This window comes from Pseudomonas sp. GW822-FHT06B12 (assembly GCF_058799675.1).
This window is the reverse complement of sequence record NZ_JBXALR010000018.1, coordinates 95374-110026: the sequence shown is the minus strand read 5'-3', so window position 1 is coordinate 110026 and position 14653 is coordinate 95374. Positions and strand designations below refer to the sequence as shown.

Genomic DNA, 14653 nt, shown 5'->3' with positions numbered 1-14653 from the left:
GAGGATTTTGATACGGCCAAGCTTTTCAGCGAAAAGCACTTCGCGAAAGCTTGACCGGAAACAGAGTATCTACGGGGCCCCGCTCGACGTAGGAGCTGCCGAAGGCTGCGATCTTTTGATCTTGACGTCCGCAAACCCCGTAGGAATTCTCCCAGTGTGGAGAGGAGGCTCGCCCCGCTGCGCGAACTCCATGCCTGCGTCAGCGAACGCTTGCACGCCGTCCTCAGTTACCTCACCCTCATGGCCTGCACCAGCCTGCCCGACTACGCCGAACGCGACATCAACACGGTCACCAATGTGGCACGGTTGATGGTTCAGGACATTACCGATGTGTTTGAGGTAATTGAGCAGCGAGGGTTTGACGAGCCCGCGAATGGCTGAAAGCCTGGCCAAAAAACGGGGGGCAGACCCAATAAATCTGCCCACCTCATTTTTAAGAATTCTTTACAAATAAGAAACATTTATTACAGAATGAGCCCTTGTGACGGCGAATATAATGCCGAACCTATCGGCATTTTTCCAATCCGAATACCCGCGCCACCTCAGGGGAACTGAGTTCCATGAACACTCGAGTCATCCGCAAGAAAGCAGTCTCGGCGATCACCATTCTCGGTATTGCAGCCATTATTTATTGTTTTCCGGTGGCAACCCTTTGGTTTCTTGTTGTGCTTTGTATTTGCGGTATATATGACTTTCTGCGCAATGGCATATTCGATATCGACATCGTCAAAAAGTATTTTATAGGTGGCGGCCGTAATACATGGCTGCTCGCGCCGCTGAATACTTTTTTCGATCTGCTGTGCAAACCAAGCCGCTATGTTTACAAGTTGCGCGACCTTCCCGAAAGCCATCAGCGCGATATCAACTATGTGATTGAAACCGCCATGGCTCACAAGGAAGAGATCATTGAATTCCTCGACGCGCGCATGGCCCAGAAAAAGCGTGGCATGTTGTTCTTCCAATGGTATGGCCGCACGATCGATACCGAACTCAACATCCCCGCACTTCAGAAAAAATTGCCTTATATAAAGACCATCGGCGTATCGGTTTTCAATGAAAACCAGTCAACGTCCTTTCACTTTGGGCCATTGCGCATGATGTACCGCGTGCTCTACAACATCATGCCGGCCGCCCATCATGACGGTGTGTACATTCAAGTCAGGAAGCAAAAGCACTACTGGCACGACGATCCGCTGTTCATCTTTGACGACACCCTGTTGCACGCCTCCTTTAACAAGAACGACGCCAAGCGCTACTGCCTGTTTCTCGACATACTGCGCCCGTCCTGGGCCTCTTTTATCCTGAACGGTATCGTCGCTTCGTTTGCGGGAGCAGCCTTCGCCTTGCGCCGGTTCTTTTACAAAAACTGGAAACTTATTCAGTAAGCGTAAAAACGGAAAAAACTTAGTTACCTCGTCACTCTCAGCCTACAAAAAACCCGCCTCTCGGCGGGTTTTTCGTTAGTGCTGTTTAACGCTCAGGTTTAGTTAACCTTGGCGTTCAACTCACCCTTCAGATAACGCTGGAACATCGCTTCCAACGAAACAGGTTTGATCTTCGAAGCATTACCGGCGGTACCGAACGCTTCATAACGTGCGATGCACACGTCGCGCATGGCGGTGACGGTGGCGCCGAAGAATTTACGTGGGTCGAATTCGCTCGGGTTGGTGGCCATCAGGCGACGCATCGCACCGGTGGAGGCCAGGCGCAGGTCGGTGTCGATGTTGACCTTGCGCACGCCGTGCTTGATGCCTTCGACGATTTCTTCAACCGGTACGCCGTAGGTTTCTTTGATGTCGCCGCCGTACTGGTTGATGATCGCCAGCCACTCTTGCGGTACCGAAGAAGAACCGTGCATCACCAGGTGGGTATTCGGGATGCGTTTGTGGATTTCTTTGATGCGGTCGATGGCCAGCACGTCGCCAGTCGGTGGCTTGGTGAACTTGTAGGCGCCGTGGCTGGTGCCGATGGCGATGGCCAGGGCGTCGACCTGAGTGCGTTTGACGAAGTCAGCGGCTTCTTCCGGGTCGGTGAGCATTTGGCTGTGATCGAGCACGCCTTCTGCGCCGATACCGTCTTCTTCACCGGCCATGCCGGTTTCCAGCGAACCCAGGCAGCCCAGCTCGCCTTCTACCGATACGCCGCAGGCGTGAGCCATGGCTACGGTTTGTTGGGTAACACGGACGTTGTAGTCGTAGTCGGTCGGGGTCTTGCCGTCTTCGCCCAGGGAACCGTCCATCATCACCGAGCTGAAGCCCAGTTGGATGGAGCGCTGGCAGACGTCAGGGCTGGTGCCGTGGTCCTGGTGCATGCACACCGGGATGTGCGGGAATTCTTCGATCGCCGCCAAAATCAGGTGACGCAGGAATGGCGCGCCAGCGTATTTACGGGCGCCGGCCGAAGCCTGGACGATCACCGGGGAGTCAGTCTTGTCAGCGGCTTCCATGATGGCGCGCATCTGCTCAAGGTTGTTGACGTTGAAGGCTGGAACGCCGTAGCCGTACTCGGCTGCGTGGTCCAGCATCTGGCGCATGCTGATAAGTGCCATGGTGTGTGTCTCTCCCGGTTGAGGGTCGTTAATCGTGCAAGCCTGCCGTAGCGGCGACTGCTATTCAAGTTATTGCAGATCGGGGGTAAGGCCGGTCTGCGAATTCGGTGGTGCCAAAATCTCGTGTACTGACACAGAACCACTGTGGGAGCGAGCTTGCTCGCGATGAGGGCCTGGCCGCCAACAGTGCCGTGACTGTCAGACCGCTATCGCGAGCAAGCTCGCTCCCACATTTGGCTCTGCTTCCACAATGGATCTGTGGTGTATCAATTTCGTGTGCTTACTGCGCTTTACAGCCGCGGCCGATCAAATCGTTGGTGGCGACCCAGTACACCAGGCCTTCCTCACCTTTTACGTGAAACGCCAGTTTGTCATCGCTGTACAGCGAGCCACTGCCTGTGGGCTCCAGCTTCAAGCGGTACACCTGATCGTTGCCAGCCAGGCGCACGTCAACCGCGTTGCGGCTGGTGTCAGTGTAACGCCAGAGCACTTGCGCCTGGCTGTCGCAAACCCAGGTCGTCCAGGCGTCAGGCGCGGGCGACGAGGCAAACGGGTTCATATTGGCGCAACCGGCAAGCACTGCCAGCGACGCCACGGCTATCAAGCCTTTCATCAATGTTCCTCGGCTGGCGGCACACGCCACCAGCACTGGGCGTTAGTGAGTCAGACCGGTCAGGGGCAACCATGTTCCTTGGCCGGGGTCTGTGTCTCGTATTTATCCAGGCCATCCGGCCCGGAACGCTTGTTGAGCACAGGGTTGGTTTCCGCTTGCCAGTCGGCCTGGTAACAGCCCTTGTCTGGCGCGCCGGTTTCGTGTTCCGGCGCGGCTTTCGGAGTACTCCCGCAGCCTGCCAGCACACCCGTCGCGATCAATGTCGCTAACGTCTTGACCATGTAAACACTCCTTTGCCTGGCCAATGGATGACCCTTAGGCCTTTGCCCGGCTTTCCAGGACTTCAACGGCTGGCAGCACTTTGCCTTCGACGAACTCGAGGAACGCGCCACCGCCGGTAGAAATGTAGGAGATTTGCCCGGCAACGCCATATTTATCGATAGCTGCCAGGGTGTCGCCGCCGCCCGCGATGGAGAACGCCGAGCTGTCTGCGATGGCCTGAGCCAGGACTTTGGTGCCATTACCGAACTGGTCGAATTCGAACACGCCGACCGGGCCGTTCCACAGAATGGTTTTCGACGACTTCAGCAGTTCAGCGAAGTGCGCGGCAGTCTGTGGGCCGATGTCGAGGATCATGTCGTCGGCAGCCACGTCGGCGATCAGCTTGACGGTCGCGGTAGCGCTTTCAGCGAATTCCTTGGCAACCACCACGTCGACCGGCAATGGCACGCTGACTTTGGCGGCGATGGCGCGGGCGGTGTCCAGCAGGTCTGGCTCGTACAGCGACTTGCCGACCGGGTGACCGGCAGCGGCCAGGAAGGTGTTGGCGATGCCACCACCGACGATCAGTTGATCGCAAATCTGGCTCAGGCTGTTCAGCACGTCGAGTTTGGTCGAGACCTTGGAGCCGGCAACAATGGCCGCCATTGGCTGGGCCGGGGCGCCAAGGGCTTTGCCCAGTGCGTCCAGTTCGGCAGCCAGCAACGGGCCAGCGGCGGCGACTTTGGCGAACTTGGCCACGCCGTGGGTCGAACCCTCGGCACGGTGAGCGGTGCCGAAGGCGTCCATCACGAACACGTCGCACAGGGCGGCGTATTGCCGGGCCAGTTCGTCAGCGTTGTTTTTCTCGCCCTTGTTAAAGCGCACGTTCTCGAACAGCACGATGTCGCCCGCTTTCACGTCAACACCGCCCAGGTAGTCGGACACCAGCGGCACTTCACGGCCCAGGGCCTTGCTCAGGTAGTCGGCCACTGGCTTGAGGCTGTTCTCGGCCGAGAATTCACCTTCGGTCGGACGGCCCAAGTGCGAGCAGACCATCACGGCAGCGCCTTTTTCCAGGGCCAGCTTGATGGTCGGCAGCGAGGCCAGGATTCGCGCATCGCTGGTGACAACACCGTCCTTGACTGGGACGTTGAGGTCTTCGCGGATCAATACGCGCTTACCTTGCAGATCGAGGTCGGTCATCTTCAACACGGTCATGGGTCGCATTTCCTGGATAGCTGTTTTAGAGAGCAGGTTTTTGAGAAGTAGAAAGCTGAGAGACAGAGAGCTTGATAGCTGTTTGCAGATAGTGTTCTGCAACATCCAGCATTCGGTTGGCAAAACCCCATTCGTTGTCGAACCAGGCCAGCACGTTCACCAGCCTTGGGCCGGAAACACGGGTCTGACTGGCATCGACGATCGCCGAATGCGGGTCATGGTTGAAATCACAACTGGCGTGAGGCAATTCGGTGTACGCCAACAGCCCCTTGAGCGGGCCGCTGGTGGCAGCCTCGCGCAGGATCCGGTTGACCTCGGTGGCGTCGGTGTCGGTGACGGTTTGCATCGTTATGTCGAGGCAAGACACGTTGACCGTCGGTACGCGTACGGCTTTGGCCTGAATTCGCCCGGCAAGTTCCGGCAGCAAGCGTTCGATACCGCGCGCCAGACCGGTGGACACCGGGATCACCGACTGGAACGCCGAACGGGTGCGGCGCAGGTCTTCGTGGTGGTAGGCGTCGATCACCGGCTGATCGTTCATCGCCGAGTGAATCGTGGTGATCGACACGTAATCCAGACCAAAGGCCTGATCCAGCAGACGTAACAGCGGCACGCCGCAGTTGGTGGTACAGGACGCGTTGGACACCAGCAGTTCATCGCCGGTCAGGCAATCCTGATTGACACCGTAGACGATGGTGGCGTCGACATCCGCTTCGCTGGCCATCGGCTGGGAAAACAGCACTCGCGGTGCGCCGGCGTCGAGGAAACGCTGGCCGTCTGCGCGAGTGTGGTAAGCGCCGGAGCACTCCAGCACCAGATCGACGCCCAGCGACGCCCAATCGATGCCTTCGGGGGTGGCACTGCGCAGGACCTTCACGCAGTTGCCCTTAATATGCAGACAATCGCCGTCAACCTTCACCTCACCGGGAAAACGCCCGTGGGTGGAGTCGAAGCGTGTCAGGTATTCGATGCTGGCCATGTCGGCCAGATCGTTGATCGCAACAATTTCAAAACCGGCCGCCGCCCCTCGCTCGAACAAAGCACGCAAGACGCAACGACCAATCCGGCCGTAGCCGTTGAGTGCAACTTTGTAAGGACGCGGTTGAGGCATGGGGTTCTCGATTACCTGGGTGAATCCGTCAGTTCAGCGTTGAATGTTCGATTGTCATCGCGAGCAAGCTCGCTCCCACATGGACGGCGTACATCCCTGTGGGAGCGAGCTTGCTCGCGATAGCGTCAAAGCAGACAAAACAACTTCTGGATCAGTCTTCCAGCAACTCTTCAGCCTGACCCAGGATGTTTTCCAGGGTGAAGCCGAACTCTTCGAACAAGGCAGGCGCAGGCGCCGACTCGCCGTAGGTGGTCATGCCGATGACGCGACCTTCCAGGCCCACGTACTTGTACCAGTAGTCCGCGTGAGCAGCCTCGATGGCGATACGCGCGCTGACCTGCAACGGCAGAACCGCTTGCTTGTAGCCGGCATCCTGAGCATCGAACACGCTGGTGCAAGGCATCGAAACCACGCGCACCTTGCGGCCCTGTTCAGTCAGTTTGTCATAGGCCTGAACGGCCAGACCGACTTCCGAACCGGTCGAAATCAGGATCAGCTCAGGCTCGCCCGCGCAATCCTTGAGCACGTAACCACCACGGTTGATCAGCTCGATCTGCACCGCGTCACGGGTTTGGTGCTGCAGGTTCTGACGCGAGAAGATCAGTGCGCTAGGACCGTCTTTACGCTCCAGGGCGCACTTCCAGGCCACGGCCGATTCAACGGCATCGGCTGGACGCCAGGTGTCGAGGTTCGGCGTGCAACGCAGGCTGGCCAGTTGCTCGATTGGCTGGTGAGTCGGACCGTCTTCGCCCAGACCGATGGAGTCGTGGGTGTAGACGTGGATCACGCGCTGCTTCATCAGGGCCGACATACGCACGGCGTTGCGGGCGTATTCCATGAACATCAGGAAGGTTGCGCCGTAAGGCACCAGGCCGCCGTGCAGGGCAACACCGTTCATGATGGCGGTCATGCCGAACTCGCGAACGCCGTAGTACATGTAGTTGCCGCTGGCGTCTTCAGCGCTGACGCCTTTGCAGCCTTTCCACAGGGTCAGGTTGGAGCCGGCCAGGTCAGCCGAGCCGCCGAGCATTTCCGGCAACAGCGGGCCGAACGCGTTCAGGGCGTTCTGGCTGGCTTTACGGCTGGCGATGGTTTCGCCTTTGGCCGCCACTTCAGCGATGTAAGCCGCAGCCTTCTCGGAGAAGTCAGCCGGCAGATCACCGCTCAGACGACGAACCAGCTCATTGGCCAGCTCAGGGAATTCGGCGGAGTAGGCAGCGAAACGCTGATCCCACTCGGCTTCGACAGCGCGACCGGCTTCCTTGGCGTCCCACTCGGCGTAGATGTCGGCCGGGATTTCGAACGGGCCGTGATTCCACTTCAGCGCGGCGCGGGTCAGGGCGATTTCCGCGTCACCCAATGGGGCGCCGTGGCAGTCTTCCTTGCCTTGCTTGTTCGGCGAACCGAAACCGATGGTGGTCTTGCAGCAGATCAGCGTCGGTTGCGCGCTTTTGCGCGCGGTGTCGATGGCGGTCTTGATCTCTTCCGGGTCGTGACCGTCAACGTTGCGGATCACTTGCCAGTTGTAGGCTTCGAAGCGCTTCGGGGTGTCGTCGGTGAACCAGCCTTCGACTTCGCCATCGATGGAGATGCCGTTGTCATCGTAGAAGGCGATCAGCTTGCCCAGGCCCAGCGTACCGGCCAGGGAGCTGACTTCGTGGGAAATGCCTTCCATCATGCAGCCATCACCCAGGAACACGTAGGTGTGGTGGTCGACAACGTTGTGGCCAGGACGGTTGAACTGCGCGGCCAAGACTTTTTCTGCCAGGGCAAAACCCACGGCGTTGGCCAGGCCCTGACCCAACGGGCCAGTGGTGGTTTCAACGCCCGGGGTGTAGCCGAGTTCCGGGTGACCCGGGGTGCGGCTGTGCAGTTGGCGGAAGCTTTTCAGGTCATCGATCGACAGGTCGTAGCCGGTCAGGTGCAGCAGCGAGTAGATCAACATCGAGCCGTGACCGTTGGACAGGATGAACCGGTCGCGGTCGGCAAACGATGGATTGCTCGGGTTGTGCTTGAGGTAGTCACGCCAAAGCACCTCGGCGATATCCGCCATGCCCATAGGGGCACCGGGATGGCCGCTGTTGGCTTTTTGCACGGCATCCATGCTGAGGGCACGAATGGCGTTGGCACGCTCACGACGGCTGGGCATCGCTGTTCTCCTGCGGATTCTGAATCGAGAGTGAATAAAACGGAACGGAAAAAAGGCGAGCATTTTCCCTCACCCGGACGCCTCGGGGCAATGACAGATAGTCGATCCGGGGTGTTTTTCCTGTGGATAAATGCGGATTCGCCTGGTGAAACCTTTCCGCGCTTCGTTTGTAGAGTGAAGCGCAGCCCAGGAAGTGCCATCTATCGAGCAATATCAAAACTTTTTGATATTGGCCTTGCGGGGATTTCAGCGCATCACTAGACTGCTGGCCTTATGAACTTACGCGTGCCTTCCATTCGCCATGACGATTGCGATGAGCTGGCGGCCCTGTGCAAGGCCGGCGGCGATCCGTTGCGGCTGAATGTTTTGCGCGCATTGGCCAACGATTCGTTCGGCGTGCTGGAGCTGGCGCAAATCTTCGCCACCGGTCAATCGGGCATGAGCCACCACTTGAAGGTGCTGGCCCAGGCTGACCTGGTAGCGACCCGCCGCGAAGGCAACGCTATTTTTTATCGTCGCGCCCTGCCCCACACCGAACTGTTGGGCGGCAAGCTGCACGCGGCACTGCTCGAAGAAGTGGACAACCTGACCCTGCCCAGCGATGTGCAGGCGCGGATCAGCCAGGTCCACGGGCAACGAGCCGCTGCCAGCCAGGATTTTTTCTCACGGGTTGCGGAAAAGTTTCGTGCCCAGCAAGACTTGATCGCCGGCTTGGCGCAGTACCGCGAAAGCGTGCTGGCGCTGCTCGACAAGTTGAGTTTCAACGAAGGCGCCACAGCGATTGAAGTCGGCCCCGGCGATGGCAGCTTCCTGCCGGAACTGGCGCGCCGTTTCAGTCAGGTTACGGCGCTCGACAACAGCCCGGCGATGCTCGAACTGGCGCGTCAGGTCTGCGAACGTGAAAAGCTGGCTAACGTCAGCCTGCAATTGGCCGATGCATTGAATGGCGTAAGCCTGGTAGCCGATTGCGTTGTACTGAACATGGTCTTGCACCATTTCGCCGCGCCAGCCGATGCGCTCAAGCACATGGCCGGCTTGCTGCAACCAGGCGGTAGCCTGTTAGTGACAGAGTTATGTAGCCACAACCAAAGTTGGGCCAGGGAGGCCTGCGGTGATCTTTGGTTGGGGTTTGAACAGGACGATTTGGCCCGTTGGGCCACCGCTGCGGGACTCGTTCCCGGGGAAAGCCTCTATGTAGGCTTACGTAATGGTTTCCAGATCCAGGTCCGCCATTTTCAGCGACCGGCTGGCGACACTCACCATCGGTAAATTCAGGAAAACATCGAGATGAGCGAATACTCCCTCTTCACCTCCGAGTCCGTGTCTGAAGGGCATCCGGACAAAATCGCCGACCAGATTTCTGATGCGGTGCTGGACGCCATCATTGCTGAAGACAAGTTCGCCCGTGTGGCGTGCGAGACTCTGGTGAAAACGGGCGTGGCGATCATCGCCGGCGAAGTCACCACCTCGGCCTGGGTCGATCTGGAAGACATCGTTCGGAACGTGATCCTCGACATCGGCTACAACAGCTCGAATGTCGGCTTCGACGGCGCGACCTGCGGCGTGATGAACATCATCGGCAAGCAGTCCCCTGACATTAACCAGGGTGTTGACCGTGCCAAGCCTGAAGATCAGGGCGCCGGCGACCAGGGCCTGATGTTCGGCTATGCCAGCAACGAAACCGACGTGCTGATGCCAGCACCGATCACTTTCTCGCACCAACTGGTGCAGCGTCAGGCCGAAGCCCGTAAATCCGGCCTGCTGCCTTGGCTGCGCCCGGACGCCAAGTCGCAAGTGACTTGCCGTTACGAAAACGGCAAGGTTGTCGGTATCGACGCGGTTGTTCTGTCGACCCAGCACAACCCTGAGGTCTCCTACAAAGACCTGCGTGAAGGCGTGATGGAGCTGATCGTCAAGCACGTGCTGCCTGCCGAACTGCTGACCAAGGACACCCAGTTCCACATCAACCCGACTGGCCAGTTCATCATCGGTGGCCCGGTGGGCGACTGCGGCCTGACCGGTCGCAAGATCATCGTTGACAGCTACGGCGGCATGGCCCGTCACGGTGGTGGCGCATTCTCCGGTAAGGATCCATCGAAGGTTGACCGTTCCGCTGCTTACGCCGGTCGTTATGTCGCCAAGAACATCGTTGCTGCCGGCCTGGCCGAGCGTTGCGAGATTCAGGTTTCCTACGCCATCGGCGTCGCTCAGCCGACTTCGATCTCGTTGAACACCTTCGGCACCGGCAAGATCAGCGACGACAAAATCGTCAAACTGGTCCGCGAAGTGTTCGACCTGCGTCCATACGCGATCACCACCATGCTCGACCTGCTGCACCCGATGTACCAGGAAACTGCAGCCTACGGCCACTTTGGTCGTACTCCGCAAACCAAGACTGTGGGTGACGATACTTTCACCACCTTCACCTGGGAAAAAACCGACCGCGCCGAATCCCTGCGCGCCGCTGCCGGTCTGTAAGACTTTCCTGGCGGCACAAAAAGCCCCGCACGGTTCGCCGTGCGGGGCTTTTTCATGGGTATTGGAAAGATCAAAAGATCGCAGCCTGCGGCAGCTCCTACAGATGTACGCCTTCCTCTCTCGAAACACACTGCAAAACACCTGCGCTCGCAGGCTTCACAGCTGATCTAACCTTCAGGCATCCAACTCGAGCAAGGATGCTCATGATGCTGCCCACGCTTCGTCTGTTGATCGGTTTTTGGCTGATAGTTGCTGGCCTGAACGCTCACGCCACTACCTGCCCCGACTGGCTCCCCATCCGGGCTCAAGCCGAAATCACGGTGCTGCAACAGCAAATCGAACGCTGGGACGACAGCTATCACCGACAGGGACACTCGCTGGTCGCCGATGAACTCTACGACCAATCCCGCGCCCGCCTCAAAGCCTGGCGGGCGTGCTTCGAGCCGACCTCAACAGCTGAAAATCCGCTACGTACCGCCCGCGGCACGGTTACCCACCCAATCCCCCACACAGGCCTCGAAAAACTTATCGACGGTCGGGCCGTCGAAGCCTGGCTCAAGTCACGCGACGATATCTGGGTTCAGCCCAAAGTCGATGGTGTGGCGGTCACGCTGATTTACCGTGAGGGTCAACTGCAGCAGGCGATAAGCCGTGGTGACGGGATCAATGGGCAGGACTGGACAGCCTCGGCGCGCAAGATCGCCGCAATCCCCCAGCAACTGCCGCAGCCGCTGGACCTGCTGCTACAAGGCGAGCTCTATTGGCGTCTGACAGATCATGTACAAGCGAAAAGTGGCAGCCTGAACGCCCGTAGCGCCGTGGCCGGATTGATGGCCCGTAAAGAGCTGAGCACGGAGGACGCCAACGGGATCGGGCTGTTCGTCTGGGACTGGCCGCAAGGTCCGACCAGCTTGCCGGCGCGTCTGGCCTTTCTGAAAACCTCAGGCTTCGCCGACAGTGAGCGCTATAGCCAACCCGTCAGCACGTTTGCCGACGCCGAGCGCTGGCGTGATCACTGGTATCGCACGCCCCTGCCGTTTGCCAGCGACGGCATTGTCTTGCGTCAGAGCCAGCGCCCGGCGGCAGAGCGCTGGCAGGCGAAAGCGCCGTTCTGGAGCGTGGCCTGGAAGTACCCTTTCGCCCAGGCACTGGCTGACGTGCGCAAGGTCAATTTCAAGATCGGTCGTACCGGGCGCATTACTCCGGTCCTGGAGCTTGCTCCAGTCATGCTGGATGACCGGCAGATCAAACGTGTGAGCGTCAGCTCGCTGCAGCGTTGGCAGGATATGGATATTCGCCCTGGTGATCAGGTCGCCATCAGTCTTGCCGGGTTGACCATCCCACGGCTCGACAGCGTGGTGTTGCGCAGCACTGAACGACCAGAGGTGATCGCACCCCGTGCAGAAGACTTCCATTACCTCAGCTGTTGGCAACCGACACCGGGCTGCGAAAGCCAGTTTCTCGCACGGCTGACCTGGCTCAGTGGCAAGCAAGGCCTGGCGCTGCACCATCTAGGCCCCGGCACCTGGGAAAAACTCATCAGTGCCGGGCGTCTCAAGGGGCTGCTCGATTGGTTGACCCTCGATGCCCAAGAGCTTGCTAACATTGACGGCTTCGGCGAGCGCAGCAGTGTCCGTTTGCTGAATAGCCTGCAAAGCGCCCGGCAACAACCCTTTTCACGCTGGCTGAAGGCCTTGGGCTTGCCGCCTACGGGTGAGGCCAGACTTGCAGACTCATGGCAGCAGCTAGCGCAACGAGACACTGGGCAATGGCAGACCGAAGCCGGAATCGGCCCGGGGCGCGCTGCGCAATTGAGCGCTTTTTTCCGCGACCCGCAGGTGCTGGCCTTGAGCGAACAATTACACGCTGCCGGAATAGACGGTTTCTAGATGTTCAGAGATCCGGCAGTTTTGAACCCAATAGGTATCGATGCGCTCCAACAGCCCATCGGCTCGCCGATCTGATGTTTTTTTAAACGGAGCCTTTATGAAATTTCTTTCACCGCTCGCCGTTCTGACCCTTTGCGGCGTCATGGCAGCACCGCTGATGGCTGCCGAAGAACCCCCTGAGCTCACGGGATGCGCCGCCAAGCGCCAGTCCATCAGCACCCAGATCGAACAGGCCAAGGCCCATGGCAACGCCGATCAACAGGCGGGCCTGGAAAAAGCCCTGAACGAAGTCACCGACCACTGCACCGACGCTGCCTTGAAGAAAGAGCGCGAGAACAAGGTGCTCGACGCCAAGCACGAAGTCAGCCTCCGTCAGGCCGACCTCGACAAGGCCATGAAAAAGGGCGATGCCGAGAAGATCAACAAACGCAAAGACAAACTCGCCGAATCCCGTAAGCAATTGCAGCAAGCGCTGGATGAGCTGGACAAGTAACGGCCAGAGAATCACACGCCCTCACGTAGGAGCACCGCAGGCTACGATCTTTTATAAATCAGTGATCACGAAACTGTTTATGGCACGCACTACAGGCGTCTTCGACTTTCTGCACGGCCGGCCCCAGGTTGCTGACCTTGTACGGCTGAACCTTGCTGGTAATCACCAACTCACCGGTGGCGGCCTCAAGTGTGCGGGCCATGTCCTGGAAACGCGCCTGCTGTTGCCATACATCGTCTTTGGCGCTGGTTTTGCCGTCCTCGCGAACCTGCGGGAAATGCTTCCACGGTTCATGGGACAAGGCGTCGAGTTTGACCGCACCTTCGGTGAAACGCGGGCCGTCGAACGGAATGCGTCCACGCAACATGCCGCCCAGGTCTTCGCCGGTTTTGAGCATTTGCTTGAAGATTGCCTTGCGCTGACCCAGCGGCGAGTTCGGATCGACACCGCCACAGGCGGACAGCGTCAGACAGGCCAGCAATACAACAGAAAGTCTTTTAAGAGTCATGGTGGCTTCACGTCACGGGAAACGGCGGCCAGTATCCTCGCGTCGCCGACAAAGACCAATAGCCCTATTAACAATAAGGGTTGTTTGAACGCTGGAAGCGCTCGGACAACCTGTAAAGGAAGTACCGCATGAACAGCCGTTTCAAGGTCTGGCGCAACAGTCTGGTCTGGACCCTTCCGATGGTCGCCCTGCTTGCCGGTTGCAACAGTGGCGACACCGCAAAACCACAAACCCACGCCATCGCTACCTATTCCAGCGCGACCTGGGAAGCCTTGCCGACGGTGTCCGATAACGACTTGCTGGCAGGTTTCGGCTCCTGGCGTAGTGCCTGTACCCGCCTGAAGTCCGACCCGGTCTGGGGCGCGACTTGCGCGGCGGCCACCAACGTACCGCAAGCCGCCGACGCCATCCGCGGTTTTCTCAAGGAACACCTGGAGGTCTACGGCCTGCGGTCTTCCGGCGGCAACGCCAATGGTTTGATCACCGGTTATTACGAGCCAGTCTATCCAGGCAGCCTGACACAGAACCCGGTGGCCAACGTGCCGGTGTATGGCGTGCCGGATGACATGATCATCGTCTCCCTGGAGAGCATTTACCCGGAACTCAAAGGCAAGCGCCTGCGCGGCCGCCTTGAAGGTCGAGTACTCAAGCCTTATGACGATGCCGCCGCCATTGAAACCAAAGGGGTCAAGGCACCTGTGCTGGCGTGGCTGACCGACCCGATGGACCTGCAGTTTTTGCAGATCCAGGGCTCGGGCCGCATTCAACTGGAAGACGGCCGCCAACTGCGCATTGGTTATGCCGACCAGAACGGTCACCCGTACCGCCCTATCGGCCGCTGGCTGGTGGATCAGGGTGAGCTGAAAAAAGAAGAAGTGACCATGAGCGCTATCAGCGCCTGGGCCAAGGCCCATCCGACGCGCATCCCTGAACTGCTCGGCAGCAACCCGAGTTATGTGTTCTTCAACCGCAATCCTGACAGCAACGAAGGCCCGCGCGGCTCGCTAAACGTGCCGCTGACCTCGGGTTACAGCGTAGCGGTGGATCGCAAGGTGATTCCGCTGGGCAGCCTGTTGTGGTTATCCACCACTCGCCCTGATGGCAGCGCACTGGTACGCCCCGTCGCAGCGCAGGACACTGGTGGCGCGATCACCGGCGAAGTTCGTGCCGACCTGTTCTGGGGCACGGGCGATGCCGCCGGGCAACTGGCCGGCGACATGAAACAGCAAGGGCAAATCTGGATGCTCTGGCCAAAAGGCGCGCCGCTGCCGCAACTCCCGCAGGTGACCGACACGGTAAAAACCACCCCTTAAGCATTGTGTCGACTGGACTGTTGCTATCGCGAGCAGGCTCGCTCCCACATTGGAATGCATTCTCCTGTGGGA

At 59.1% G+C, this 14653-nt stretch carries 13 protein-coding genes and 1 pseudogene; 7 read left to right on the top strand and 7 right to left on the bottom strand.

Annotated features, from left to right (window positions below; all coding sequences use genetic code 11):
• Positions 1–171 precede the first annotated feature (171 nt).
• Positions 172–381, top strand: a pseudogene (locus tag AC1RKH_RS27350) (fructose-bisphosphate aldolase); the annotation flags it as partial.
• Between the two features lie 179 nt (positions 382–560).
• Positions 561–1385 carry an aspartyl/asparaginyl beta-hydroxylase domain-containing protein gene (locus tag AC1RKH_RS27345; RefSeq protein ID WP_493064335.1) on the top strand — a complete coding sequence of 275 codons (825 nt, stop codon included), beginning with the start codon at positions 561–563 and terminating at the stop codon, positions 1383–1385.
• Between the two features lie 98 nt (positions 1386–1483).
• On the opposite strand, the gene fba is transcribed toward AC1RKH_RS27345, so the two are convergent.
• The 6 genes from fba to tkt all read right to left on the bottom strand — a co-directional run bounded on the left by fba (position 1484) and on the right by tkt (position 7900).
• On the bottom strand, positions 1484–2548 hold the full coding sequence (gene fba, locus AC1RKH_RS27340; RefSeq protein ID WP_123426473.1) for a class II fructose-bisphosphate aldolase: 1065 nt from the start codon (positions 2546–2548) through the stop codon (positions 1484–1486).
• A gap of 280 nt (positions 2549–2828) precedes the next feature.
• A complete protein-coding gene (locus AC1RKH_RS27335; protein ID WP_493064336.1) occupies positions 2829–3161 on the bottom strand; it encodes an MliC family protein in 333 nt (110 codons plus the stop codon).
• A gap of 59 nt (positions 3162–3220) precedes the next feature.
• Positions 3221–3442, bottom strand: coding sequence for a hypothetical protein (locus tag AC1RKH_RS27330; RefSeq protein ID WP_493064337.1), 222 nt, complete (start codon positions 3440–3442; stop codon positions 3221–3223).
• A 34-nt stretch (positions 3443–3476) separates the two neighbouring features.
• Entirely contained in the window at positions 3477–4640 is a 1164-nt protein-coding gene (locus tag AC1RKH_RS27325; RefSeq protein ID WP_123426470.1) for a phosphoglycerate kinase, read from the bottom strand.
• A 25-nt stretch (positions 4641–4665) separates the two neighbouring features.
• Positions 4666–5751: an erythrose-4-phosphate dehydrogenase gene (epd, locus tag AC1RKH_RS27320; RefSeq protein WP_493064338.1), complete on the bottom strand. Its 1086-nt coding sequence runs from the start codon at positions 5749–5751 to the stop codon at positions 4666–4668.
• Positions 5752–5902: 151 nt separating this feature from the next.
• A complete protein-coding gene (gene tkt, locus AC1RKH_RS27315; RefSeq protein ID WP_123426468.1) occupies positions 5903–7900 on the bottom strand; it encodes a transketolase in 1998 nt (665 codons plus the stop codon).
• 273 nt (positions 7901–8173) lie between these two features.
• On the opposite strand from tkt, the gene AC1RKH_RS27310 reads away from it, so the two are divergent.
• From AC1RKH_RS27310 to AC1RKH_RS27295, 4 genes are all read left to right on the top strand, one after another.
• Positions 8174–9169 carry an ArsR/SmtB family transcription factor gene (locus AC1RKH_RS27310; protein ID WP_493064339.1) on the top strand — a complete coding sequence of 332 codons (996 nt, stop codon included), beginning with the start codon at positions 8174–8176 and terminating at the stop codon, positions 9167–9169.
• 18 nt (positions 9170–9187) lie between these two features.
• Positions 9188–10378, top strand: coding sequence for a methionine adenosyltransferase (gene metK, locus AC1RKH_RS27305; protein WP_493064340.1), 1191 nt, complete (start codon positions 9188–9190; stop codon positions 10376–10378).
• 206 nt (positions 10379–10584) lie between these two features.
• The gene (gene ligB, locus AC1RKH_RS27300; RefSeq protein WP_493064341.1) at positions 10585–12267 is read left to right on the top strand and encodes an NAD-dependent DNA ligase LigB; all 1683 of its coding nucleotides are present in this window, start codon (positions 10585–10587) and stop codon (positions 12265–12267) included.
• A 97-nt stretch (positions 12268–12364) separates the two neighbouring features.
• A complete protein-coding gene (locus AC1RKH_RS27295; protein WP_493064342.1) occupies positions 12365–12760 on the top strand; it encodes a DUF1090 domain-containing protein in 396 nt (131 codons plus the stop codon).
• Positions 12761–12818: 58 nt separating this feature from the next.
• Here AC1RKH_RS27295 and AC1RKH_RS27290 read toward each other — a convergent pair whose 3' ends face one another.
• Positions 12819–13268 (bottom strand): c-type cytochrome, encoded by a 450-nt coding sequence (locus tag AC1RKH_RS27290; RefSeq protein ID WP_123426464.1) that lies wholly within the window; start codon positions 13266–13268, stop codon positions 12819–12821.
• A 128-nt stretch (positions 13269–13396) separates the two neighbouring features.
• On the opposite strand from AC1RKH_RS27290, the gene mltA reads away from it, so the two are divergent.
• Positions 13397–14581: a murein transglycosylase A gene (mltA, locus tag AC1RKH_RS27285; protein ID WP_493064343.1), complete on the top strand. Its 1185-nt coding sequence runs from the start codon at positions 13397–13399 to the stop codon at positions 14579–14581.
• The last annotated feature ends 72 nt before the right edge of the window (positions 14582–14653 follow it).